Origin of the sequence: Flavobacterium paronense (assembly GCF_030409795.1) — a bacterium.
Classification (GTDB): domain Bacteria; phylum Bacteroidota; class Bacteroidia; order Flavobacteriales; family Flavobacteriaceae; genus Flavobacterium; species Flavobacterium paronense.
Window position 1 is genome coordinate 2,300,257 of record NZ_JAUFQN010000019.1, and the last position, 23,945, is coordinate 2,324,201.

23 protein-coding genes and 1 other RNA gene are annotated in these 23,945 nt (G+C 32.8%); 13 read left to right on the top strand and 11 right to left on the bottom strand.

The window, feature by feature from the left end; all coding sequences use genetic code 11:
* Positions 1-185: 185 nt before the first annotated feature.
* From QWY90_RS11355 to QWY90_RS11370, 4 genes are all read left to right on the top strand, one after another.
* A complete protein-coding gene (locus tag QWY90_RS11355) occupies positions 186-1,019 on the top strand; it encodes a helix-turn-helix domain-containing protein (RefSeq protein WP_290286046.1) in 834 nt (277 codons plus the stop codon).
* A gap of 327 nt (positions 1,020-1,346) precedes the next feature.
* Positions 1,347-1,811 carry a hypothetical protein gene (locus QWY90_RS11360; RefSeq protein WP_290286047.1) on the top strand — a complete coding sequence of 155 codons (465 nt, stop codon included), beginning with the start codon at positions 1,347-1,349 and terminating at the stop codon, positions 1,809-1,811.
* 222 nt (positions 1,812-2,033) lie between these two features.
* Positions 2,034-2,768, top strand: a complete 735-nt coding sequence (locus QWY90_RS11365; RefSeq protein ID WP_290286048.1) for a DUF5694 domain-containing protein — start codon at positions 2,034-2,036, stop codon at positions 2,766-2,768.
* A 3-nt stretch (positions 2,769-2,771) separates the two neighbouring features.
* The gene (locus QWY90_RS11370) at positions 2,772-3,566 is read left to right on the top strand and encodes a DUF3667 domain-containing protein (RefSeq protein ID WP_290286049.1); all 795 of its coding nucleotides are present in this window, start codon (positions 2,772-2,774) and stop codon (positions 3,564-3,566) included.
* Here QWY90_RS11370 and QWY90_RS11375 read toward each other — a convergent pair.
* Genes QWY90_RS11375 through QWY90_RS11385 form a run of 3 tightly spaced genes read right to left on the bottom strand, consistent with a single transcriptional unit; the run spans position 3,559 to position 8,495 of the window.
* On the bottom strand, positions 3,559-4,272 hold the full coding sequence (locus QWY90_RS11375) for a hypothetical protein (protein ID WP_290286050.1): 714 nt from the start codon (positions 4,270-4,272) through the stop codon (positions 3,559-3,561). The two genes, QWY90_RS11370 and QWY90_RS11375, sit on opposite strands and share 8 nt — an antisense overlap.
* A gap of 38 nt (positions 4,273-4,310) precedes the next feature.
* The gene (locus QWY90_RS11380) at positions 4,311-6,788 is read right to left on the bottom strand and encodes a TonB-dependent receptor (RefSeq protein ID WP_290286051.1); all 2,478 of its coding nucleotides are present in this window, start codon (positions 6,786-6,788) and stop codon (positions 4,311-4,313) included.
* A 9-nt stretch (positions 6,789-6,797) separates the two neighbouring features.
* Positions 6,798-8,495: a M23 family metallopeptidase gene (locus QWY90_RS11385; protein WP_290286052.1), complete on the bottom strand. Its 1,698-nt coding sequence runs from the start codon at positions 8,493-8,495 to the stop codon at positions 6,798-6,800.
* Positions 8,496-8,681: 186 nt separating this feature from the next.
* Here QWY90_RS11385 and QWY90_RS11390 point away from each other — a divergent pair, with 186 nt between their 5' ends.
* The 4 genes from QWY90_RS11390 to rny all read left to right on the top strand — a co-directional run bounded on the left by QWY90_RS11390 (position 8,682) and on the right by rny (position 11,041).
* Positions 8,682-8,972, top strand: coding sequence for a coiled-coil domain-containing protein (locus tag QWY90_RS11390; RefSeq protein ID WP_290286053.1), 291 nt, complete (start codon positions 8,682-8,684; stop codon positions 8,970-8,972).
* 3 nt (positions 8,973-8,975) lie between these two features.
* Positions 8,976-9,269: a cell division protein ZapA gene (locus QWY90_RS11395; protein ID WP_290286054.1), complete on the top strand. Its 294-nt coding sequence runs from the start codon at positions 8,976-8,978 to the stop codon at positions 9,267-9,269.
* Between the two features lie 53 nt (positions 9,270-9,322).
* Positions 9,323-9,429: non-coding RNA, 6S RNA (ssrS, locus tag QWY90_RS11400), on the top strand.
* Positions 9,430-9,478: 49 nt separating this feature from the next.
* A complete protein-coding gene (rny, locus tag QWY90_RS11405) occupies positions 9,479-11,041 on the top strand; it encodes a ribonuclease Y (protein WP_290286055.1) in 1,563 nt (520 codons plus the stop codon).
* 53 nt (positions 11,042-11,094) lie between these two features.
* Here rny and QWY90_RS11410 read toward each other — a convergent pair whose 3' ends face one another.
* From QWY90_RS11410 to QWY90_RS11425, 4 genes are all read right to left on the bottom strand, one after another.
* Positions 11,095-11,490, bottom strand: coding sequence for a response regulator (locus QWY90_RS11410; protein WP_290286056.1), 396 nt, complete (start codon positions 11,488-11,490; stop codon positions 11,095-11,097).
* A gap of 67 nt (positions 11,491-11,557) precedes the next feature.
* The gene (gene xerD, locus QWY90_RS11415) at positions 11,558-12,457 is read right to left on the bottom strand and encodes a site-specific tyrosine recombinase XerD (protein WP_290286057.1); all 900 of its coding nucleotides are present in this window, start codon (positions 12,455-12,457) and stop codon (positions 11,558-11,560) included.
* A 77-nt stretch (positions 12,458-12,534) separates the two neighbouring features.
* Positions 12,535-13,119, bottom strand: a complete 585-nt coding sequence (locus QWY90_RS11420; RefSeq protein ID WP_290286058.1) for an outer membrane beta-barrel protein — start codon at positions 13,117-13,119, stop codon at positions 12,535-12,537.
* A gap of 127 nt (positions 13,120-13,246) precedes the next feature.
* Positions 13,247-13,777, bottom strand: a complete 531-nt coding sequence (locus tag QWY90_RS11425) for a hypothetical protein (RefSeq protein ID WP_290286059.1) — start codon at positions 13,775-13,777, stop codon at positions 13,247-13,249.
* A 290-nt stretch (positions 13,778-14,067) separates the two neighbouring features.
* Here QWY90_RS11425 and aroQ point away from each other — a divergent pair, with 290 nt between their 5' ends.
* The 3 genes from aroQ (at position 14,068) to QWY90_RS11440 (ending at position 18,055) form a co-directional block, all read left to right on the top strand.
* On the top strand, positions 14,068-14,481 hold the full coding sequence (gene aroQ, locus QWY90_RS11430; protein ID WP_290286060.1) for a type II 3-dehydroquinate dehydratase: 414 nt from the start codon (positions 14,068-14,070) through the stop codon (positions 14,479-14,481).
* A gap of 18 nt (positions 14,482-14,499) precedes the next feature.
* Entirely contained in the window at positions 14,500-16,977 is a 2,478-nt protein-coding gene (locus tag QWY90_RS11435) for a DUF5686 and carboxypeptidase regulatory-like domain-containing protein (protein ID WP_290286061.1), read from the top strand.
* 355 nt (positions 16,978-17,332) lie between these two features.
* Positions 17,333-18,055, top strand: a complete 723-nt coding sequence (locus QWY90_RS11440; protein WP_290286062.1) for a YoaK family protein — start codon at positions 17,333-17,335, stop codon at positions 18,053-18,055.
* On the opposite strand, the gene QWY90_RS11445 is transcribed toward QWY90_RS11440, so the two are convergent.
* From QWY90_RS11445 to QWY90_RS11460, 4 genes are all read right to left on the bottom strand, one after another.
* Positions 18,052-18,816, bottom strand: coding sequence for a sulfite exporter TauE/SafE family protein (locus QWY90_RS11445; RefSeq protein WP_290286063.1), 765 nt, complete (start codon positions 18,814-18,816; stop codon positions 18,052-18,054). The two genes, QWY90_RS11440 and QWY90_RS11445, sit on opposite strands and share 4 nt — an antisense overlap.
* Positions 18,817-18,879: 63 nt before the next feature.
* A complete protein-coding gene (murA, locus tag QWY90_RS11450; protein WP_290286064.1) occupies positions 18,880-20,190 on the bottom strand; it encodes a UDP-N-acetylglucosamine 1-carboxyvinyltransferase in 1,311 nt (436 codons plus the stop codon).
* A gap of 70 nt (positions 20,191-20,260) precedes the next feature.
* The gene (locus QWY90_RS11455) at positions 20,261-20,974 is read right to left on the bottom strand and encodes a DUF4290 domain-containing protein (protein WP_290286065.1); all 714 of its coding nucleotides are present in this window, start codon (positions 20,972-20,974) and stop codon (positions 20,261-20,263) included.
* Positions 20,974-21,258, bottom strand: coding sequence for a DUF493 family protein (locus tag QWY90_RS11460; protein WP_290286066.1), 285 nt, complete (start codon positions 21,256-21,258; stop codon positions 20,974-20,976). The genes QWY90_RS11455 and QWY90_RS11460 overlap by 1 nt, the downstream gene beginning before the upstream one ends.
* Positions 21,259-21,416: 158 nt before the next feature.
* Here QWY90_RS11460 and QWY90_RS11465 point away from each other — a divergent pair, with 158 nt between their 5' ends.
* Positions 21,417-21,953 (top strand): AAA family ATPase, encoded by a 537-nt coding sequence (locus QWY90_RS11465; RefSeq protein WP_290286067.1) that lies wholly within the window; start codon positions 21,417-21,419, stop codon positions 21,951-21,953.
* Positions 21,954-22,053: 100 nt separating this feature from the next.
* The gene (locus QWY90_RS11470; RefSeq protein WP_290286068.1) at positions 22,054-23,943 is read left to right on the top strand and encodes a RecQ family ATP-dependent DNA helicase; all 1,890 of its coding nucleotides are present in this window, start codon (positions 22,054-22,056) and stop codon (positions 23,941-23,943) included.
* Positions 23,944-23,945 lie beyond the last annotated feature (2 nt).

Below are 23,945 nucleotides of genomic sequence, written 5' to 3' on the forward strand. Positions count from 1 at the left end.
CCTGTTTAATTTTCATTACTGAATACTTTATTGGAGAAAAAGTATACGATTATCTCAGTAAATTTATAATTGTTTGGATTATGCTAGCGTTTCAGGTTGGGCAATATTCTATGCGTTTCCCAAAAGCATTTTAAATTAAGTAGGCTTATTTATTGTAATACAAATTACAAACTCTTTAATATAAATTGGAAATAAAATTCATAAAACCAAAGTCTAAAATCCTTCAAAAACATATTGAAGGCTATTATTTCCTTACGCAAAAAAGAAATGAACCTGAAGTTGAATACCTTACTTTTCCTAACAATTACAGCATCATTTCGGTTTATGAAAAAACAAAATGTGAATTCTCTGAAAACAAGGCGGTACTTTCAGAAAACGCAAGTAGTCCTTTTTGTTCCGATTTAATTTGTCATTACAAAAAACCAATACATCTTTCGTATAGTGGTTCTATTAATGAACTAACTTTTTATTTCAAACCATTAGGACTAAATGCTTTCTTAGACAATAATTTATGCATTTACACTTCTTCATTTTTTTCAAAATTTATTCCTTTTGATGATTATCAAACTGTAATGCAAACTATTTTGACAGAAGAAAACTTTCAGATTAAAATTGATTTGATTGAAAACTATTGGCTATCTAAACTTAAGGGATTTACTCATCCCTTTCTAAATGAAATAATCGTTGATTTATCAGATATTAACAACGATTATTCCATCAATGAATTAGCAAAAAAGCACAATATTTCTCGTCAAAATCTGGGAAAACATTTTGAAACGCATTTATGCAAATCACCATCAGATTTTAAAAAAATTCAGCGTTTCAGAGAAGCTTTAAAATTAAAAACTTCAAAAAAAAGTGCTACAAATCTAACTACACTTAGTTATGATATGCTCTTTTATGACCAGTCACATTTGATAAAAGATTTTAAATCGCTCACAGGATTATCACCAAAAAAATTCTTCGAAAATCTTACTTCTCATGATGATGGTAAAATAAACTGGTTATTCTTACAGTAAGATTCCATTTTTACAATTTTTATAAGTAATGCCTAATTACTTTTATACTCTGATTAAATCATTTTTACATTGATACTAGTCACAATAGTATCGATACTAAACTTGCGGATAAACGGTATAATAATATGGAAAATAGGAAAATGTCAAACTTTGTTTTTGGAATTATAGCAATCATATTAGGATGTTCATTGTTTAAGAAATTCGACTTTATAAATCTAACATTTGAGCAGCCAGCATTAGCTGTTGTTTATATTGTGGTCTTTATATTTTCAATTTACTTTTTAATAAAAAACTCAAAAAACAAATCTGAAAAATAAAATTGATGCTATGAATATTATTGAATTGAAAAAACTTCAAGTTATTTCTATTGATATTAAATTGAAAGAATATTATTCTCAATTTGAAGAGCTTTTAAAGGAATTGGAAAAGAAAAACTTACCTCAAAATACGCTTGCCTTAATCAATAATAACATTGAACTGATAAATTCTTCTGAACTAACTGGAATTCAATTACGAAAACTTATAAAACAACAACAAACAGCGATATTAAAATATGTGGAAAAGACACATAAAATTGTTCCCAAAAGCTACTATCAAACTCTCTGGTTGTTGCTTGGCATAACTGCTTTTGGTCTTCCAATCGGAACAATTATTGGTTTAAGCCTACACAACATGGGTTTACTGGGATTAGGATTGCCAATTGGAATGGGTATTGGGATATTAATTGGTTTTAAAATGGATAAAAAAGCATTAAACGAAGGAAGACAATTAAATCTAACACTAAAACAATGAATTTTTAAAAAGAATAATAAAACAAAACACTAAAAAGGGATATTTAATAAAAGTGAGATTGTCATCAATCAAAACACGGACAAAAGATTTTGCTTTTTGAGTTAGTTACAAAACCGCAAATTTCAATTTAAAATCCCTTTTATATTATTAAATTTCAATGAAAAAAATTTTTTTTTACTTCTTACGACCTCATTTTCAATCGCACAAACTCAAAATCAAAAAGTGAAAGTTATCCTTCTAGGAACCTTTCATTATGGAGCAACATCTGATAAGAACTCGATAAAATTTGACGATTTATTTTCTGAAAAACGTCAAAATGAATTGGATTCATTAGCCAAAAGATTAAAAAAAATTGGTGTAGATAAATTTTTTGTAGAAGACCAAACCAGTAATCAAAAAGAGATCGAAAGTCAGCTAAAACTATACAAGTCAAAGAAAATAACAGACGAAAAAATCCTGAAAGATGAAATAGTTCAAATTGCCTACAGAACAGCTTCTATAAATAACGCAAAAATAGTTGCTGTAGATTTCAAACAAGAATTGCCATACGATAAGATTAATGAATATGAAAAAATACACGACAAAGAAGTAAATCCGTATTCTTTTTTTGATGCCGAAAATCCTTTTACTGCAAAAAGAAAGAAGCTAGTAGATACGCCTTTAATGGAGTACTATATTCAAATGAATAATTCTTATACTCGCCAAGCATTATTATATGATTATCTGCATTACGCATTAGCCTATGGTACAACTGAAGATTATACAGGCGAAAATTTTACGGCATCCTACTACGATAGAAATCTAAAGATATTTACCAATATTCTTCGCAATATTGATTTGAAGACTGATAAAACTATAGTAGTTCTTTTTGGAGCAAGTCACACCTCTTTTTTAAGGCAGTTTTTTGAGAATCATCCGTATTTTGAAATTGTAGAATTAGAAACAATCTTTAACTAAAATATGCAATACCAACTTTGTCAAAACTGCGAAACTAAAACTGAAGGTAACTTTTGTTCTAATTGTGGGCAAAAAACCAACACCATTAGATTAAACTGGCACTATTTAAAAGATGAAATCAATTATACTTTTTTACATGTAAATAAAGGATTGATTTATACCGCAAAGCAGTTATTGGTTAGGCCCGGACACACCGTAAGAGAATTTATTGACGGGAAACGCATAAAGCATTACAAACCGGTTTTACTGTTGTTTGTAATTGCCGGAATAAATGGAATCTTGATGCATTACATTCCGATTGAAGAGTTTATAAACAATAAGTCGTCAAATGGTGTAATAGCTGGAAAACAAGTACAAATAACAAAATTGGTATTTGATTGGCTATCTAAACATTATTCACTTTATGAAATTATTGTATTGCCAATATATGCTTTTTGCTCATGGCTAGCCTTTAAGAAATATGGTTACAACTATATAGAAAATATAATAATCAATAGTTTTGCAGCAAGCCAACGTCTTATAATCGGAATTATTTTTTTTCCAATTGAATTAGCATTGATTAAAACACCTTATTTTAAAGCGTTCAATGTATTTTCAACGTTTGTCTCTATTGGATTTACCGTTTGGATGATTTTACAACTATATCAATCTAAAAGCAAAATAAGCGTCATCAAAAGGATGTTTTACTTTTTGTTTATAATTTCGATAGTTTTCATTTTTTTAATGATAGCCTTAGGAATAGTCTATGCGTATTGTGCTCATTTAGGATATGTAGATAAAAGTCTAATAACTAAATAGGATTGTATCTGGTTACCTTCCAATCCTTATCCAACAAATTTACAAAGTGATACTGAAGACTGTCTTTCGCATCAAATTCTCCGTTTTTATTCGTATCTTCAATCGTTCTGAAATAAAGAAGGTTTTTTGATTCAATGATTTTCCAATCAACCAATTCTTGAAAATCAGCAGAAAGTTTGGTGAATTTTTGACCTGAAATCGTACTTATATACAACGATTTTATATCGTTTGAATCTAACTTTCCATCTTTGTTCGTATCCATATCAGCCAAAGAATAGACCAATAATTGCTGTTTGCTTTTATCGGCAAACGTTTTTAAATAAGTAGCTGTTTCAATTAAAATTTGCTTATCCGTCAAAGCATAAATCGTATCCTTACCTATTTCCTGAAACTTTAAATTTTTCAAATAGCCTGTAATTTGGTATTCTCCATAATTAGAAACTGTAAAACTTTCCTCTGAATCTGATGAAGATTTGATTCCTTTTCCGTTGCCGGATATAACACCAATTGGGTGAATTAAAACGTTGGTTCCTTCCATATTTATTGGCAAATCGGCAACTTCAATCTGATTGGTATCAACTACAGCTTGCGTTTTAACTTTTGAAGTTGTTTCATATGTAACTTTGGGTTTCTCTACTTCTTCCTTTTTACAACTTGAAAAAAGTCCAACAAAAAACAGGGCTATATATAGAAAGTAAATTTTCATTTTTATAAAATTGGATTCTCAAAATTAGTGAATTATTTCTACAACTTCGCTGTCAGTTTCACATTGAAAACCCGTGTTGTCATATAGTTTGGAATTCCGTATTGATTTTTGGTATATACGTCGCGAACCCAAGTATTAGTTATAGCATTTTGATTGTTGAATAAATTGTAGATTTCAAATCCAATCGATAAATCTTTGAATTTCTTTAGCCAATGTCCGTCTGGCCGTTCGTTGTTTCTTTCGGTCAAAACATACGAAAAACCAACATCCGCACGACGATAATCACGCAAACGACTTTGGTATTGATACGAATCGGCATAAGAAGGCGAACCACCAGGCAAGCCTGTATTATAAACCAGATTCAAATACAATTTCATATTTGGAATATTGGGCATGTAATCCTGGAATAGAATTCCAACTTTCAAACGCTGATCAGTTGGTCGGGCAATGTAACCTTTGTCGCTTATATTTTCTTCGGTTTTCATATAGCCAAAACTCAACCAAGATTCTGTTCCTGGAACAAATTCGCCATTCAATCGCATATCAAAACCATAAGCATACGCCACAGCATCATTATTAGCGCGATATCGAATTCTAACATTTTCCAATGTATACGTATTGACATCGGTCATGGTTTTATAGTACGCTTCGGTAACCAATTTGAAAGGGCGATTATTCATTTTAAAATTATAATCATTACTCAACACAAAATGAATTGATTGCTGTGCTTTTACATTAGGCCTAACCGTTCCTAAGGAATCTCTCAACTCACGATAAAATGGAGGCTGATGATAATAACCAATAGACAATCTGAACAACATATCTTTTCCCCAATCTGGTTTTAATGCTAATTGTGCTCTTGGACTGACAACAGTTTGCTGTTTAGCCCCAGTAATTCCATCACCAGAAACTAACCAACTATGAAAACGGGCACCAGCTGTAACCCAGAATTGACTTTCTCCGATTTTAGTTTTGGTATTCCATTGCGCAAACCCTGAAAATCTATCGATATCAACAAAATTAGTAGCTCTAACATTTTGATATGGAACTAAAGGTCCAATATAAGGGTGATAAGGTTGGTCATTCGGAAGATGAAATTGTGGTGGATTTATTTGGAAACCAGCAGAATCAATAACTTCCCACTCTACTATTCTATCACGTATGTTTTCACGAGTATATTTAAAACCCCAATCTATTTGCTGCTTTTTGTCATTGAATTGGTGTGTCCCTTTGATTTCAGCATTAACGATTAAAGCATCTAAATCATTTCGGGCGTGATTTAATTGCGTTCCGATACCACGATTGAAAGTAACTTCACCCAATGTTTCCGAACCAATATTAGTATCTACTTCACCCAAATAATAAGCTGCTAAAATATCAAAATACTCTTGCTCTTGGGTGTGATAAATGGAACCTATCAATCTGAATGTGTTATTATCATTAACAACAAAATTCGTTTTTAAAGCACCAAAAAGTGTTTGATATTTATCCTTTTCCTGTCCTTCATAAAAAACCTGCAAAGCAATTGGTTCATCAATAGTTCCAAAGTTAGTTTGACGTGTTAAAGGCTGGTAATTGTATTTATTTTGAGAAATATTACCTAAGAAACTGAACTGCCATTTTTTATTTGGATTGAAATTCACATTGGTCTGTACATCGGCATAAGTTGGTCTGAAATTGGTTTGTGTTTCCTGACTGTTTACCAAGAGAGAATTATCTCGATAACGAACTCCGGTAATAGCTGACCATTTTTTATTTTTTGAAACACCTTCGCCTGTTATACTTCCACCTAAAAAACTGGCTTCTGCGGTAATTCCGTATTTAGTTGGCTTTCTATAAGTAATATCTAAAACAGATGATAATTTATCTCCAAACTTTGCTTGAAATCCACCAGCTGAAAAGTCCACATTTTGAACCATATCTGTATTAGTGAAACTCAATCCTTCCTGTTGCCCAGAACGAATTAAAAAAGGTCTATAGACTTCAATTTCATTTACATAAACCAAGTTCTCATCATAATTCCCACCACGAACCGAATATTGAGTACTCAATTCACTGTTAGAATTTACGCCGGCAAAAGTTTTTAAAACGCTTTCAATTCCGGCATTAGCACTCGGGTTTCTTCGAATGGTTTCTGGTTCAATAGATGTAATTCCCTGAACTCTTCTTCGGCTACTTGTAACAACAACTTCTGTCAGACTTTCTGCCTTATCATTCATCACTACATTATACTCGAAATTTTCTCCTGATTTTAATTGAATAGGAAAAGTAATACTCTTGAGTGAAGTGTGTGTAAATACCAAAATGATTTTCAGATTAGCGGGAACGGTTAATGTATAAAAACCATTTTCATCAGTTGTGGCTGACTTAGTTTGGTAACTTATATTAACACCTTCGACAGGTTTGTTGCTTTCGTCAAGAACAATTCCGGCAACTTTAGCGGTCTGATTTTGTGAAAAGGCTATTATACTTATGGTAAAAAATAGGAGCGTAAAAAGGAATCTATTTGTTTTCAAATTATAATATTAAGGTTTTTGACTTCTAAAAAATTGTGTTTCAAAGATAGTAGAATTTCCAACATTATCAGTAATGACTACTTTTAAATCGTTTTCTCCTTCGGCGACAATACCATCCGAAAACCGATGAATAAGCTTTTTGGTCTTGGGTTCATATTCAAGCAAAATCCATTTCCCATTCAAATAACCATAATAACTTTTTATTCCTGATAATTCATCTGAAATTGTGAATTTCAATTCATTTAAGTTGCTAATCCACTTTCCACCGATGTGTTTGTCTAGTTTTATTTTTGGTGGTTTACCATCTTTTATGAGCTTGTATTCGCCCAAATATTTCGTGTAGATAGTAAACGAATTTTTATAACGTTTAGTATTGTAGTAGCTTATTTTTTTTTCGTTTACCAAGCCAATAAACATTTTTTCTCTGTCTTTTTGAGGTGTAATGCTATCTTCAAAAGTGATTGAAAAGTTTGAAAATGCCGGAACAATATCTTCGTGAAGTTTTAGGGTTCCTTTTTTTACCTCAAAATTCATATAAAAATCATCGTAAAAGGTATTCGTCGGAAAATTTACAGTGACATTTTCGAGTGAAAAAATATTTTCCTTTTTTGCTTTTACATAGTATTTAGAGGTTATTGGCACTTCTTCAACTTTAGCAGGCAAAGCTGAATATTGAATTGGGATAAAAATTTTAGCAATATTTTCACTAAAATCGGCCACTTCAATACGATACGACTGAGTTATATTACTCGAAACGGAAATGACTCCATTGTTTGAACCCGGTTTTATAATGCTTAACGGATATGAATTTTTTACAAATAATTTTTGAACACGCTGCCCTAGTTTTTTATATCGTGCATAATCAATAAGAAGATTAACAAATCGAGTTTCATCAAAAGAAAACGTATCAAATTGAAATCCGAAATCACTTTTCCCATTGAGAAAAGTTTGCACTCTGAAAATTCCATTAGAATTCCAGGAAACATCATCATAATCGAACGCTGTTATTCCGAAACCTATTTTTCCTGTTGCCGAAATCTTTTCCGCTAGATAGCTACCATCATTCTGCAAAGATAAATTAACGGAAATAGGTCTTTTTGATTCATTTACAATGCTGTTTACATCTAACGGATAAACCCATAAACTATTAATTGCAGGGCGTTTCGAATCGGTAATAAGCGTGTCATATCCAAAATACATTGGGTTAATAATTTTTTCGGATTGTGTATCCCGAATTTCAAAATGCAAATGTGGTCCGTCAGAACCACCTGTATTTCCGGAAACAGCAATAATATCTCCTTTTTTTACTACCAATTCATTTGGATTTAATGGAACATCTATCTCATACGATTTAGCTTTGTATTGAGCAGTTTTAATGTACTTTTCAATTTTTCCAAAACCCGATTGTAAGTGCCCATATACAGTAGTATAACCATTTGGATGAGTTATATAAACAGCTTTTCCATAACCAACTTCACAAACATTTATTCTGGAAATATAGCCATCTGCGGCAGCGTAAACGTTTAAACCTTCTTTTTGTTGGGTTTTAAAATCAAAGCCAGAATGTATGTGATTGGGACGTAGTTCCCCAAAATTCCCTGAAAGCTGTAATGGTATATCAAGTGGCGAACGAAAATAATCCTTTGGATATTGGGTTTGTCCAATTGCAAAAATTGAAAATAAAAAAACAAAACAAAAATTTCTCATAAAAGGTTGTTTCTGCTAAAGTAATTAAAAGTACGTAAAAATTTACAACTATACTGTTTTTTATAACTCCTTAAAAAACAAATTATTATAATTTCGTCTCATAATCGTGATAAATAATTGACAAAAATATTGTGCAAACAAAATAGAATCCTAACTTTGTGAAGTAAGTAATGAATAAAATATTTCATGAGTGATATTGCAGAAATAATTAATTCTGTTGAGAATAGAATAGAAAAACTTTTTGCTAAAGTAAATAGTTTAGAACAAGGTTCTGTATCAATAAAAAAGGAATTAGATATAGCTGCGGCAGTGATTCAAAAGCAATCGGAACAGATTGCCTCTTTGAAATCGGAATGCGAATCTCTCAAAATGGCTAATTCATTATTAGGCGGTGAAGAAAATAAACGAGATACAAAGCTTAAAATAAATTCATTAATCCGAGAGATAGATTACTGTATAGCGCAGTTATCAGACTAAAATATGGATGAAAAGCTTAAAATAAAATTATCAATTGCAGATAGAGTTTATCCGTTAACGGTTGACTTGTCTCAGGAAGAAGGGCTACGAAGTGCTTCCAAAAAAATTGATGCTATGATTAAGCAATTCGAAGAAAACTATGCTGTTCGCGACAAACAAGATGTATTAGCCATGTGTGCCTTACAATTTGCTTCTCAGGTAGAACAAAAGCAAGTCGAAAGTTCCATTGACAGTAAAGATCTTGAACGATTGAAAAAAATTAATGATTTATTATTCGACTATCTCGAAAAAAAATAACGTTCTTATCACATAGGATTACAATACCGCCTACATTAGATTTTAATTGGTAAACTCAACACTAACAAATTAGAATGAGCAAATCGTCGTTACTAAAGCACGCCACTATATCGTGGATCCTTGACCAACGAGTTAGCTCAAAACTTGTCTTCTCGAGTTTATGCATTCACCTAATGTAGGCTTTTTTATATATAAACACAAACAAAAAAATGGGAACTATACTAATTATAATTGCGCTAATTGCGGGAATTGCCGGAGGTTTTGGAGTTGCAAAATTCCTTGAAAAAAGTAATATCTCCAATATGGTTAAAAATGCCAAAAAAGAAGCAGCATCAATTTTAAAAGATGCTAATCTTGAAGGCGAGAATATCAAAAAAGACAAGTTATTACAAGCAAAAGAAAAGTTTTTAGAATTAAAATCAGAGCATGAACAAGAGATTTTAAATAAAGACAAAAGAATTGCTGAAGTAGAAAAAAGAACGCGAGATAAAGAGTCGCAGGTTTCAAGTGAATTAGCAAAAGCTAAAAAAGTAAACGACGATTACGAGGCAAAAACAACAGAATACAATTCAAAAATCGAACTGTTAGACAAGAAGCAACAAGAGCTTGAAAAGCTTCATAAAAGTCAAGTGCAGCAGCTTGAAGTTATCTCCGGTCTTTCTGCCGAAGATGCAAGAGAGCAATTGGTAGAAAGTTTGAAAGCGGAAGCCAAAACTAAAGCTATGTCGCATATTCAAGACACTATTGAAGAAGCTAAATTAACGGCGCAACAAGAAGCAAAAAAAGTCATTATCAACACTATTCAACGAGTAGGAACGGAAGAAGCCGTTGAGAATTGTGTTTCTGTTTTCAATATTGAATCGGATGATGTTAAAGGAAGAATCATTGGACGTGAAGGAAGAAATATTCGTGCACTTGAGGCGGCTACAGGAGTTGAAATCATTGTGGATGACACACCAGAAGCAATCATTCTTTCTTGTTTTGATCCTGTAAGAAGAGAGATTGCTCGTTTATCATTACACAAATTAGTGACTGACGGTAGAATTCACCCAGCAAGAATTGAAGAAGTTGTTGCTAAAACAACTAAACAAATTGATGATGAAATCATTGAAGTTGGGAAGCGTACAGTTATAGATTTAGGAATTCACGGCTTACATCCTGAACTGATTAAGGTAGTAGGTAGAATGAAATACCGTTCGTCTTACGGACAAAATTTATTACAACACTCACGTGAAGTTTCTAAGCTTTGCGGAATTATGGCTGCCGAATTAGGCTTGAATGTAAAATTAGCAAAACGTGCCGGTTTACTTCACGATATCGGAAAAGTGCCTGATGCTGAAAGTGATTTACCACACGCATTATTAGGAATGCAATGGGCAGAGAAATTTGGTGAAAAAGAAGAAGTATGCAACGCAATTGGAGCGCATCACGATGAGATTGAAATGAAATATTTAATCTCTCCTATTATTCAAGTTTGTGATGCTATTTCAGGAGCAAGACCAGGTGCAAGACGTCAAGTTTTGGATTCTTATATCCAAAGATTAAAAGATTTAGAAAATATCGCCTTTGGATTTAACGGTGTTAAAAATGCTTATGCTATTCAAGCCGGGCGTGAACTTCGTGTAATTGTTGAAAGTGAAAAAGTAAGCGATGAAAATGCAGCTAGCCTTTCTTTTGAAATTTCACAAAAAATTCAAACAGAAATGACTTATCCAGGTCAGGTTAAAATTACCGTAATTCGTGAAACCAGAGCAGTAAATATTGCGAAATAGAAATTATAATTAATAAAAAAAGGCGGACTCTTTACATAACGAGACCGCCTTTTTTATATAGCAAAAATTGAATTTAAGCATTCAATTGTCATAGGCTTTAGATAATAATTTTTTATATCATCTTCAAACTCTTTTGCTTTATTTCTATCGACGACATTATCGGAAGAGCTAATAATATAAATACTGATTTCTTCTTTTAAGAATTTTTTTAATAATTTAAATTCCTCCAAAAATTGCCAACCATCCAAAACTGGCATATTAATATCTAACAAAATTAAGTCAGGTGGAGATTCACCATTATCCAATTTACTTTTAATTCCTTCGATAGCCTCAAGTCCATTCTCAAAGAAAGATGGCGAGACATTGATATTATTATTGAGAAGCAGTTTTTTTATGATGAAGTGAAATATTTTATCATCATCAACTACAAATACGTTATTAAACTTCATTTAAAACAGATTTGGGTTTATTGTTTTACTTTTTGACGAAAACAAAAGTAGAAAATTTATATCCAAACTACATTTTTCTAGGGTGAAATTTATTGATAATTTGTGTTAAATGTTTTCTGTCCAAATGCACGTAAATTTCAGTAGTAGTAATTGATTCATGCCCAAGCATCAATTGAATAGAACGCAAATCAGCTCCATTTTCAAGTAAGTGGGTTGCAAATGAATGTCTTAATGTGTGTGGACTAATTGTTTTCGATAAATTAATTTTAACGGCTAATTGTTTTATGATTGTAAAAACCATTGCTCGAGTTAACTGTTTCCCTCTTCTGTTTAAAAACAATGTGTCTTCATACCCTTTAACAATATTTAAATGAATTCTTATATTGTTCTTATAAAAGGCAATAAATTTTTGTGTAGCCTTAGCTATCGGAACAAATCGCTGTTTATTGCCTTTTCCTGTAATTTTGATAAAACCTTCGTCAAAAAACAAATCCGAGATTTTAAGAGAAATAATTTCAGAAACCCGAAGTCCACAGCCATATAAAGTTTCCAACATGGCTCTATTTCGTTCGCCTTCGGGTTTAGACAAGTCAATAGCTGCTATCAAATTATCTATATCTTCTAACGAAAGCGTATCCGGAAGTTTTCTGCCAATTCTTGGCGCTTCAATTAATTCCATTGGATTATCTGAGCGATAATCTTCAAAAATAAGGTAGGAAAAAAAACTTTTTAAACCCGAAATAATTCTGGCTTGAGAACGGGCATTCACTTCTTTGGAAACGGAATAGATAAACTGTTGAATTGTTTCTTCGCTTATTTTTTCGGGTGAAACCGAAATAGCATTTTCAAGTAAAAAAGCACATAATCGTTCTAAATCAAAAGTATAATTGGCCAAGGTATTTTTTGACAAACCCCGTTCAATTTTGAGGTAGGATTGAAAACTTTTGATATAACTGTTCCAGTTCATAGGACAAAGAAACGAAAAGTGTGGTTATAAAAAAACCACTCGTAAAATTGAGTGGTTTATTTTATAAAAGACAACTATTATAATTTAAAAACACAACCTAGGTCAAATGAACCGTAAGCATTTTTTACATTTATACTAGAATCTTTTGCTATTTTAGATAAACCAGACATTCCTTGATAATCAATTAAAATGCTGATTTGTTTTGAAACTTCAATTTTGTATCCAATTCCGTAATTAAGTCCTAATTGTGTTGTATTAAAAAGTTCTTTAACATCTGTACCATTATCAGTTGCCGAAGTTAAAAACCCAATACTCGGTCCAAAGTTTAAATTCCATTTTCTAGTACTCCCAAAATGCCAATTTGCATTTACTGGAAAGGTAATATATTTTAATTTTTCTGTACCTACTGATATTTCAGTTCCCATAGTTTGAAACAACAATCCTGATCTAAGACTCCAACGGTTATTAAAAAAATAATCTCCAGCTACTCCGAAACTCAAATCAGTTATAGGCGAATTTCCAGAACCAACTTGATTGCCAACATAATTTGAAGATGAATAACCAATTTGTGGAATCAATTCAGTGGTTCCTTTTTCTCTAAGCTGAGCATTTGCAATTGTTGCAGTTAAAACCACAGCTATGGTAAAAATAATTTTTTTCATGTTTTTTTCTTATGAGTTAACGGCAAATATATTTTAAATTAGTTTGAAAACAAATCTTACAAGCTGATTTATACAAATAAAAAAACCGCGCCAATGGCACGGTTTTCATTAAATATTTTTTCAAATATTAGAAATGTAAAGCAAATCCAATGTTGAATTGTAAAGCATTTTCGTAAAAATCACTGTTTAAGCTATAGTTGTAACGTAAACCTGGCTCGATAGAAACATTTTCTCCTAAGAACCAAGCATAACCAGCTTGAAGACCAACGTAAGATGGGTTTTCATCTAAACCTTTAACACTAACTCCGTTATAAGATAACTCAACAGGAATCATACCTTTTACATAATATTTAGCTCCTACTTTGTAAGCGATAGTTGTAGTATCAGCTCCGTCATCTCCATAACCTAAACCAGCTTTGATAGCTAAGTTATCCATTACAAAATAACCTGCCTCAGCTCCAATATTGTAAGATGTGTTACCATCTTCAGAAGTTAATGCGAAAGCAGTAGATCCAACTCCTCTTCCAAAACCTGTGTTAGCCTCAATTAACCATTTCCCTTCAGAAGTTTGGTTACCACCTTCTTTTTTGTCTTTGTCTTGTGCATTAGCAAACGTCAAAGCGAATACTGCAGCTACTGTTAAAATAATTTTTTTCATGTTTGTTTAATTTTAAAATTAATATGAACAAATTTATAAGTAATACTTTTCTATCAACATATTGAGGTATTTCAGTTATTAACAATGTTATCAACAAAAAAGAGGCTTAATCTATTATTTTTCAGCTATTTAAACCTATTTTAGGCTGTTAACAACGATATTTCATTTTTGAACTTTTCGATATTTTCATCAATACCGTGCTTTTTTCCTATTAATAATTGCTTTTTTTAAGTAAAACTAACGACTCTTTTATATTGATTATTCCTATTTTTACAGAAATATATGTTCCGATGAAAATAATCATAATTAATGGTCCAAATTTAAACTTGTTAGGAAAGCGTGAACCTGATGTATATGGAAGTACGACTTTCGAAACTTTTTATAACGAGTTGAAAACGAAATACCCAAATATTGCACTTTCATATTTTCAAAGTAATATAGAAGGCGAACTGATTGATAAAATCCAAGAAGTCGGATTTTCGTATGACGGTATCATTCTCAATGCAGCTGCCTATACACATACTTCAATTGGAATTGGTGATGCCGTAAAAGCCATTGCAACTCCCGTCATTGAAGTTCATATTTCCAATACTTTTTCCAGAGAAACTTTTCGGCACCAGTCTTTTATTTCTCCAAATACCAAAGGAATTATAATTGGTTTTGGTTTAAAAAGCTATGAATTAGCGCTTCAGTCTTTTCTATAAAAATATCTACCTAATTATATGCTACTTAAAAAATCATTATCGCTTTTATGCCTTTTGCTGACTATTAATGCTGTCGCTCAAATAAAAGGAACCGTTACCGACGACAAAGGAAATCCATTACCTTTTGTAAACATCTTTGAAGAGAATACCTATAACGGAACAACTTCAAACGACAAAGGAAAGTTTGCCTTAAATGTAAAAACCGAAAACCCAACAGTAATTTTTCAGTATTTAGGATATAAAACCGTAAAAAAAACAATTGCTAAAAATCAGTTTGCCGAAATGCTGACTATCACTTTAGTAGAAGAAAATATAACATTGCAGGAAGTAGTCATAAACCCAAAAGACAATCCGGCAAATGAGATTATTCGGAATGCGATTAAAAACAAAAAAGAGAACTCCGAAAAGACAGCTCGTTTTAAATCTGATTTTTATTCCCGTGGCATCATTAGATTGAAAGATGCTCCAAAAACCATCATGGGGCAAAAGTTTGATTTCTTTGATGAAATCCTTGACTCTACCCGAAGTGGCATAATCTATTTATCGGAAACTGTTTCTAAAATCACTTTTCAAAAACCGGATAAAATGAAAGAAGTTATTGTGGCTTCTAAAGTAAGCGGAAAAGACAATGGCTTTAGCTTCAACAACGCTGCCTCTGTGAATTTTGATTTTTATGAAAACTATCTTCCTTTTGAAGTAAATGTCGTCTCACCAATAGCCGATAATGCTTTCAATTACTATAAATACAAATTTGAAGGTTCTTTTTTTACCGAAAATCGCCAGCAGATTAATAAGATAAAAGTAATTCCACGCCGCGAAACCGAACCGGTGATGGAAGGATACATTTATATTGTAGATGACTCTTATGCTGTTTATGCCACCGATTTATCTATTAAAGGTAATCAAATGCAATCGCCGGCTATTGACAAATTAACTTTGAAACAGAGTTATAGCTATAATTCAATTAATAAAATTTGGGTGAAAAACACGCAAACACTAGACTTTATTGCCGGATTGTTAAGCATCAAACTCAATGGACGGTTTACCTATGTGTATTCTAATTTTGAATTTGAAAAGCAATTCGAAAAGAAAACCTTCACCAATGAAATTCTGTCATTTCAGGAGAATGCTAATAAGAAGGAAGACTCATTTTGGAATACCATTCGTCCGGTTCCTTTGACAGAAGAAGAATCAACTGATTACATTAAGAAAGATGTTCTGCAAACAAAAAAGAAATCAAAAGTCTATTTAGATTCGATTGATGCCAAACACAACAAATTTAAAGTGATGAATGTTTTGAGTGGTTACAGCTATAAAAATTCGTTTAAAAAATGGTCGATTGATTATGATGGACCGTTGACATCACTATCCTTCAATACTGTTCAAGGCTACCGAATCAATGCCGGCTTATCCTATACAAAACGAGATGATGATAAAAGAACGTTTACCCGAGTTAGTTCAAAATTTGACTATGGTTTTTCAGAAGAAAAAATAAGAGCTACGGCTAACTATACCCATAAATTCAACAATACAGACAATAGTTTATTGACTTTAAATGGCGGAAGTTCTGTCAATCAGTTTAACAGTAATAATCCAATTTCAAATATTGTCAATACTGTTAGCACCTTGTTTTTCAAAAACAATTTTATGAAATTGTATGAGAAAAATTTTGTTTCGGGATTTTTCGGAAGAGAGCTTCTTAATGGTATTTATCTGAATGTAAGTGCCGAATATGCCGAAAGAAAACCTTTGTACAATACGACAGATTTCAGCATTATAAAAAGTGATGATTTGTATACTTCCAACAATCCGCTTTCGCCAACAGATGAAACTTCAGCGGCAATCAGCAAACACAATTTGGTTAAAACCAATATTGCAATGCGCTTTAATTTTGGTCAAAAATACATAAGCCGTCCTGATGGTAAATACAACATTCCGAATGATGATTATCCCTCATTATCTATAGGTTATGAAAAGACATTTGCTGCCACTGATAAAAATTACGAATATGATTTTGTGGCTGCGAAAGTAAATTATGATGTTACTTTAGGTAATAAAGGAACGTTACAAATGGCATTCAAAGCTGGCAAATTCTTTAATGCCGAGAACATTTCTTTCGTAGATTACAGACATTTTAATGGTAACCAAACTCATATAGGGCAATCCGACAGTTATACTAATGTGTTTAATTTATTACCATATTATGCTGCCAGCACTAATGATAGCTACAGTGAAACTCATTTTGAACACAACGACAAAGGCTATTTTATGAATAAGATTCCGTTGTTGAAACACTTGCAATCTCAATTGGTTTTAGGATTTCATAATTTGGCTGTTCCTAACAGAAAACCTTATCAGGAATTTTCAGTTGGTTTAGATAATTTAGGATTTGGAAAATACCGTTTATTCCGAGTAGATTATGTTCGTTCCTACCAAAGTGGCTATCAAGGCGATGGTGTTATCTTTGGTCTGAAGTTTTTGAATGTATTAGAGTAAATTACAATATACTTTATTCTTACCGATGGCGCGGATTTTTAATCCGTGCCTAAAAAACCAACTTTCCAGCATTTTCAAGCTCTCCCAGCCCTCAAACGAGCTTCCGTGTCTCTCAAATGATTTTCCGTGTCATTCAAATATGCTTCCGTATCCCTATTTTAAACTTCCGTATCAAGAATAAAGTCTTCCGTAGCTATTGTATAAGTTTCCGTCTTAAGAATACTATTTTCCTTGTCTCAACTAATTGCTTCCGTGTTTGTAAAAAAGACTTCCTCAACTAAAAAGACTTATTTACAGTATCTTTGAGATGAAGTTTTTTGAATCTGTTTCAGAAACCAGAAATTAAAAAATACTAATGTTTACACATCAGGGTAAATCCAGAACATTAACACACAATTTGAGGATTGCTTCCTTACTTTCGTTTGTGGCCGGAATTGTAAATGTTGCCGGATTTTTGGCTGTTGCTAAACTAACTACTAATGTCACCGGACATTTTGCTTTTTTTGTGGACGAAATATTCAAGTTGCATTTCTGGAATGGATTTGTTTACTTCTTATACATCTTTTTCTTTTTTCTCGGATCATTCGTTTCGAGCTATCTGGTTGAGTTAATAGCACAAAAAACCGAAAGAAACATTTATGTTCTTCCAACTTCAATTGAAATCTTGATACTGTTTTCTATTGGAATCTTTGGCGGAAAATTAATACTCAATAACCCTAATATTATTGCCTGCAGCTTATTGTTTGCAATGGGTTTGCAGAATTCACTGGTAACCAAAATTTCAAATGCAACTGTAAGAACTACTCATTTAACCGGGCTTTTTACCGATTTAGGAATAGAATTATCGCAATTGTTTTTCTTTAAAAAACCCGAGATGAAAAAGAAATTGTATTCCTCTATTAAATTGCGATTAACAATCATATGTTTCTTCTTTATCGGCGGAATAATAGGTGGAATACTTTACGTGAAAATTAAACTTGTGGTGCTTCTAATTGCAGCAATAGCATTGGTATTCGGATTAATCTATGACAATATTAAACTAAAAATACTACTGTTAAACCGAAAATACAATCATTAAAAAAACACGTCATAACCAAAACGAATCAGCGTTCCGATTACTACAATTAAAAAGAAAATTCTAATAAATCCGTTTCCTTTTTTGATGGCGAGCTTGGCACCAATCCAACCACCCAAAGCGTTGCAAATAGCCATAGGAATAGCTATTGCCCAAATAATTTTCCCTTTGATAATAAACAGACATATAGAACCAAAATTGGTAGCAAGATTGACCATTTTGGCATTCGCCGAGGCATGAAGAAAATCAAAACCCAAAACAGTTACAAAAGCTAAAACCAAAAAACTTCCGGTTCCCGGACCAATAAATCCATCATAAAATCCAAGGACAATACTCATGGAAATAGCTAACAAGAATTGGCGTTTAACGGTATGCTCTTTCGCCTGGTGAATTCCGAAGTCTTTTTTAGTAAACGTGTAAATGGCAATTAAAGTCAACACAACCAAAAGCAATGGTTTCATAAAATCATTATGCACTTTGGTCAGTAAATTGGAACCCAAAAAAGCAGAAGCAAAAGCAACAACTGCCATGATAGAAAGCAGTTTCCAATTCATGTCCACTTTTTTCAAATACTGATTCGCCGCAAAACTAGTTCCGCTAAAAGCCGGAATTTTTAACGAACCAATTATAGAGGAAACGGCAAGATTCGGCAGTAAAATTAGAGCAACCGGAGTTTGTATCAATCCGCCACCGCCCACAATAGCATCTACAAATCCGGCAAAGAAAGACGCAATACAAAGAAGGATGATAATATAAGTTTCCATATTTTCAAACAAAAAGAGGTACAAATCTGCACCTCTATTTTTTATACTTTATTTTCTATACTCTTAAACTCTTACAATATTAGCACCAAGTGCACGAAGCCTTTCGTCAATGCGTTCGTACCCTCTGTCAATTTGTTCAATATTTTGAATAGTCGATGTTCCTTTGGCAGAAAGTGCAGCAATCAATAATGAAATTCCCGCACGAATATCAGGCGAACTCATTACCGTTGCTTTCAATTGTGATTTGAAATCATGTCCCATAACTACAGCTCTGTGCGGATCACACAACATGATTTTGGCACCCATATCAATCAATTTGTCTACAAAGAACAAACGGCTTTCAAACATTTTTTGGTGTATTAACACATCTCCGTTTGCTTGCGTTGCTACAACTAAAATGATACTCAACAAATCGGGCGTAAATCCTGGCCATGGTGCATCTGCAATGGTTAATATCGAACCGTCAATATCGGTTTTTACTGTGTAGCCTTTAGTATGAGCTGGAATATAAATATCGTCGCCTTTTCGTTCTAATGTAATCCCCAATTTTCTGAACACACTTGGAATTACCCCAAGATTTTCCCAAGAAACATTTTTGATTGTGATTTCACTTCTGGTCATAGCGGCAAGACCAATCCATGAACCAATTTCAATCATATCCGGTAAGATTCTGTGCTCACAACCACCTAATTTTTCAACACCTTCAATAGTTAATAAGTTAGAACCTACTCCAGTGATTTTGGCGCCCATTGAGTTCAACATTTTACACAGCTGTTGCAAATAAGGTTCGCAAGCTGCATTGTAAACTGTAGTAATCCCTTCTGCTAAAACTGCAGCCATAACTATGTTTGCCGTTCCTGTTACTGACGCTTCATCAAGTAACATATGTGCTCCTTTTAATCTTCCTTTAACTTCAACACCATAGAAATGATCTTCTCTTTCATAACGGAATTTAGCACCCAAATTAATAAATCCTTCAAAGTGAGTATCTAAACGACGACGACCAATTTTATCGCCACCCGGTTTTGGAATATATCCTCTGCCATAACGTGCTAAGAGCGGCCCGACAATCATGATAGAACCTCTTAAACTTCCGCCTTCTTTTTTGAAAGCTTCCGTTTCAAGATACCCTACATTTATATCATCTGATTGAAAGGTTATAGAACCTGGACCATTTTTTTGGATTTTTACACCTAGATTTCCAAGAAGTGTTATCAATTTATTGACATCAATAATGTCAGGAATGTTGTTGATTGTTACTTTTTCAGGAGTTAAAAGTACGGCACATAAGATTTGTAACGCTTCATTTTTGGCTCCTTGAGGTGTTACATCACCTTTTAGTTGAATGCCACCTTCAATTTTAAAAGTTCCCATATTTTTTATTGTCGGTTGTCGGTTGTTAGTTGTCGTTTACTGTATAAAACAAACAACTGTTAACAGACAACTATTTTTGATTATTATTATTTTTCTTTATAAACGGCTTCTTGATATTCTTATTAATCTTAATTTTCGGATTTGAGATTGGCATGTTTTTGTTAGAAACTTTTTTATTGGTACGCATCAAGTCCGTTGTAGTTAACAACTCTTCTGTGCTTTGCAACAAATTTAATTTTCCGGCAGATAATTCATAAAGATGTTCAAAAATCACAGCATCCGTAACCGTGTCTTTATTCCAACTCAAATAAGATTTTTTCATGTGGTTGGCAATGACTTTTACCAAAGCACTTTTCATTTCACCTTCTTCCCAACTGTTGGCAACATCAATCATATACTTGATGTTATTACCATAAAAACGATATTTCGGATTTTTTTGTGGATAGGCTAATCTTTCAGGTTTTAGATGAATTACATCTCGTGTTGGAATTGGATAAGGAGAATCAACATCCAATTTAAAATCGGACATGATAAAAATCTGATCCCATAATTTGTGCTGAAAATCGAGGACATCACGCAAATGAGGATTTAAGCTTCCCATTACCTGAATGATATATTTAGCCGCTTTATTTCGCTCTTCCTTGTTTTCGATTGCCGTTGCCTGATCAATCAATTTTTGCAAATGACGGCCATATTCTGGAATAATCAAATGGGAACGCTCTGCATTATACTCTAAATGATGAACGACTTCGTTAGCGTTTTCTTTTATATATTTTTCAATCATTATAATGATATTATGCCTTCTATGTTAGATAATTCAATATACTTTTCGACCACATGACTAGGGCTTTCCATCAACACGTTTATTGAAATACTTGTATATTTTGCATTTTTGGATTGTTTGGTATGAATTACTGCGCCTATATTATCAAAAGCATTTTCTACTTCTTCAATTTTTTTGGGGCTTGTTGGTACAATAAATTTATATAAGTATTCACTAGGCCATGCTGAAGTATTGCTCAGTTCTTCTCGTAATCTGATGTAAAACTCTTCTGTCTTCTTATCCATTTTTAAACAAAATAATAGCAAATATACAGTATTGATTTTAGAATTTAGAATTGGATTCTACGATTTCAAAAAAATAATTTTTAATCCTAAAAATAAATATCAATTCGCTTTACATATTCTAATTAGTTTCAATAAATTTGCGCTTCATTTCAAAAAACTTGAAAAAAGAACTCATAGTAATAACTGGTGGTCCAGGAACAGGAAAAACCACAATAATCGATGCATTTATCGAACAAGGCTATGCGTGTTTCCCAGAAATTTCTAGACAAATAACGCTTGAAGCAAAAAAGCAAGGCATAGAACAACTTTTCCTGGAAAGACCTTTGCTTTTCAGCGAGTTACTTTTAGAAGGAAGAAAAAAACAGCACCAACAAGCCATACAAGACCAAGCTGAAATCGTATTTTTAGATCGAGGCATTCCAGATATTTTGGCTTACATGCATTACATTGGCGATAGTTATCCTGCTTTTTTTGATCAAGCCAGCAAAGAACATTCCTACTCGAAAGTTTTTGTCCTTCCACCATGGGAAGAAATATACGAAAGTGATGAAGCCCGTTATGAAAACTTTGAACAAGCCAAACTTATTTTTGATCATTTGATTGAAACTTATGAAAGCTATGGTTATAATCTGATTGAAGTTCCAAGAGGAACAGTAGAAGAAAGAATGCAATTTATACTAAACCAAATTGCTTAATACACTTTTACTGTAGCAGCAACATAATCTTATTTTATATCTTTATCCAATTAATTGTCACCCTAAGCGGAGTCTAAGGGCATAACTCATAATTCATAACTTGAAGGCTTTAGAAATTCTACAACAATACTGGAAACATAATGCCTTCCGCGAGCCACAGGAAGAGATTATAACTTCTGTTTTAGAAGGAAAAGATACTTTTGCACTCATGCCAACTGGCGGTGGAAAATCGATTTGTTTTCAAGTTCCGGCGATGATGCAAGAAGGAATTTGCTTGGTTATTTCTCCATTAATTGCCTTGATGCGCGACCAAGTTGAAAACCTGCAAAAGAAAGGAATCAAAGCGATTGCTTTAACCGGTGGAATTTATCACGATGAGATTATTGATTTATTGGACAATTGCCAATTTGGAAATTACAAGTTTCTATATCTTTCACCCGAACGATTGCAAAACGATTGGATTTTAGAACGCATCAAAAATCTACCTGTAAACCTTATTGCCATTGATGAAGCACATTGTGTATCGCAATGGGGACATGATTTTCGTCCGGCTTATTTAAAGATTGTACAACTTAAAGAATATTTTCCGAAAGTGCCTTTTTTGGCATTGACCGCCTCTGCAACATTGAGAGTAAAAGAAGACATCATAACCCAATTAAAACTCACTTCACCTCAAGTTTTTTCAAAATCATTTTACAGAGCGAACATAGCTTATATGGTTTTTGAAACCGAAGACAAGCTTCATCTGTTGCAACAAATTTTACACAAGAATCCGCAACCATCCATTATATATGTTACCAACAGAAAAAGTTGTTTGGAAACAGTGCATCAATTAGAAAGCCACGGTTTTAAAGCAACCTATTATCATGGCGGATTATCTTCTAAAGAGAAAGAAAAACACATGAAGCTTTGGATGGAAGAAAAAGTACAGGTTATTGTTGCTACCAACGCATTTGGAATGGGAATTGACAAAGCCAATGTGAAAACGATTATCCATTTGCATTTACCTCAAAATCTAGAAAATTATTATCAAGAAGCCGGTCGAGCCGGAAGAAATGGCGAGAAAGCATTTGCTATACTACTTAATAATCCGTCGGATATTTTGCATGCAGAAATGCAGTTTATAAGTGTGCTTCCTGATAAAGCATTTCTGAATTTGGTTTTTTTAAAATTATGCAGCTTTTTTCAAATTGCCTATGGCGAAGGCATTGACGAACAATTTAGTTTTAATCTCAATCAGTTTTGTGCCAAATATAATTTTCCGATACTGAAAACCTATAATGCTCTACAGTTTTTGGACAGGCAAGGAGTTATTACTTTATCTCAAGAATTCTCTGAAAAAGTTAGCATTCAGTTTACCATTCCGTCTAAAGAAGTAATTCGGTATATGAGTTTGAATCCGGCAGATGAAGAAATTGTATTAACCATTCTTAGAACCTATCCCGGAATTTACGATATGCAAACAGCTTTTAATCCAACTTTGATTGCCAAAAAATCAAATAGTACTGAAAAAGAGGTGCTTTCGCTTTTGCAAAAATTAAACGAAAAGCAAGTCATTGATTTGATTGCCAAAAACAATGATGCTACGATTACTTTTAATGAAGTTCGGGAAGATGAACGAACCATCAATAGAGTTTCAAAACATTTGGAGGCGCAAAACAAATTAAAAACGGAACAACTGCAAGCGGTTTTGTATTATAGTAAAGAAACTAAAACCTGCAAACAGAAATTGCTAATGCAGTATTTTGGCGAAACCATAAAAGACGACTGCGGGGTTTGCTCCTATTGCATTTCCAAAAACAAGAAGAAGCAAAATCCGGAAACTATTTCTGAAAAAATTATTGCCTTACTGAAAATGCAGGACTTCAACTCAAGAGATATTCAAAAGTTGACTAAACTTCCGAAAGACGATGTTATCTTTGCGATTCAAAATCTTTTGGAAAATGGTACAATAAGTATCAAATCAAATAACTTATATTCCTTAAAATAGAA

What these genes read in the sequence shown, in the direction of transcription:
- QWY90_RS11360 (WP_290286047.1), top strand. Translation starts at nt 1,347, where the DNA reads ATGAATATTATTGAATTGAAAAAACTTCAAGTTATTTCTATTGATATT.
- QWY90_RS11370 (WP_290286049.1), top strand. Translation starts at nt 2,772, where the DNA reads ATGCAATACCAACTTTGTCAAAACTGCGAAACTAAAACTGAAGGTAAC.
- QWY90_RS11375 (WP_290286050.1), bottom strand. Translation starts at nt 4,272, where the DNA reads ATGAAAATTTACTTTCTATATATAGCCCTGTTTTTTGTTGGACTTTTT.
- QWY90_RS11385 (WP_290286052.1), bottom strand. Translation starts at nt 8,495, where the DNA reads ATGAGAAATTTTTGTTTTGTTTTTTTATTTTCAATTTTTGCAATTGGA.
- QWY90_RS11390 (WP_290286053.1), top strand. Translation starts at nt 8,682, where the DNA reads ATGAGTGATATTGCAGAAATAATTAATTCTGTTGAGAATAGAATAGAA.
- QWY90_RS11395 (WP_290286054.1), top strand. Translation starts at nt 8,976, where the DNA reads ATGGATGAAAAGCTTAAAATAAAATTATCAATTGCAGATAGAGTTTAT.
- rny (WP_290286055.1), top strand. Translation starts at nt 9,479, where the DNA reads ATGGGAACTATACTAATTATAATTGCGCTAATTGCGGGAATTGCCGGA.
- QWY90_RS11410 (WP_290286056.1), bottom strand. Translation starts at nt 11,490, where the DNA reads ATGAAGTTTAATAACGTATTTGTAGTTGATGATGATAAAATATTTCAC.
- xerD (WP_290286057.1), bottom strand. Translation starts at nt 12,457, where the DNA reads ATGAACTGGAACAGTTATATCAAAAGTTTTCAATCCTACCTCAAAATT.
- QWY90_RS11420 (WP_290286058.1), bottom strand. Translation starts at nt 13,119, where the DNA reads ATGAAAAAAATTATTTTTACCATAGCTGTGGTTTTAACTGCAACAATT.
- QWY90_RS11425 (WP_290286059.1), bottom strand. Translation starts at nt 13,777, where the DNA reads ATGAAAAAAATTATTTTAACAGTAGCTGCAGTATTCGCTTTGACGTTT.
- aroQ (WP_290286060.1), top strand. Translation starts at nt 14,068, where the DNA reads ATGAAAATAATCATAATTAATGGTCCAAATTTAAACTTGTTAGGAAAG.
- QWY90_RS11435 (WP_290286061.1), top strand. Translation starts at nt 14,500, where the DNA reads ATGCTACTTAAAAAATCATTATCGCTTTTATGCCTTTTGCTGACTATT.
- QWY90_RS11440 (WP_290286062.1), top strand. Translation starts at nt 17,333, where the DNA reads ATGTTTACACATCAGGGTAAATCCAGAACATTAACACACAATTTGAGG.
- QWY90_RS11445 (WP_290286063.1), bottom strand. Translation starts at nt 18,816, where the DNA reads ATGGAAACTTATATTATCATCCTTCTTTGTATTGCGTCTTTCTTTGCC.
- murA (WP_290286064.1), bottom strand. Translation starts at nt 20,190, where the DNA reads ATGGGAACTTTTAAAATTGAAGGTGGCATTCAACTAAAAGGTGATGTA.
- QWY90_RS11455 (WP_290286065.1), bottom strand. Translation starts at nt 20,974, where the DNA reads ATGATTGAAAAATATATAAAAGAAAACGCTAACGAAGTCGTTCATCAT.
- QWY90_RS11460 (WP_290286066.1), bottom strand. Translation starts at nt 21,258, where the DNA reads ATGGATAAGAAGACAGAAGAGTTTTACATCAGATTACGAGAAGAACTG.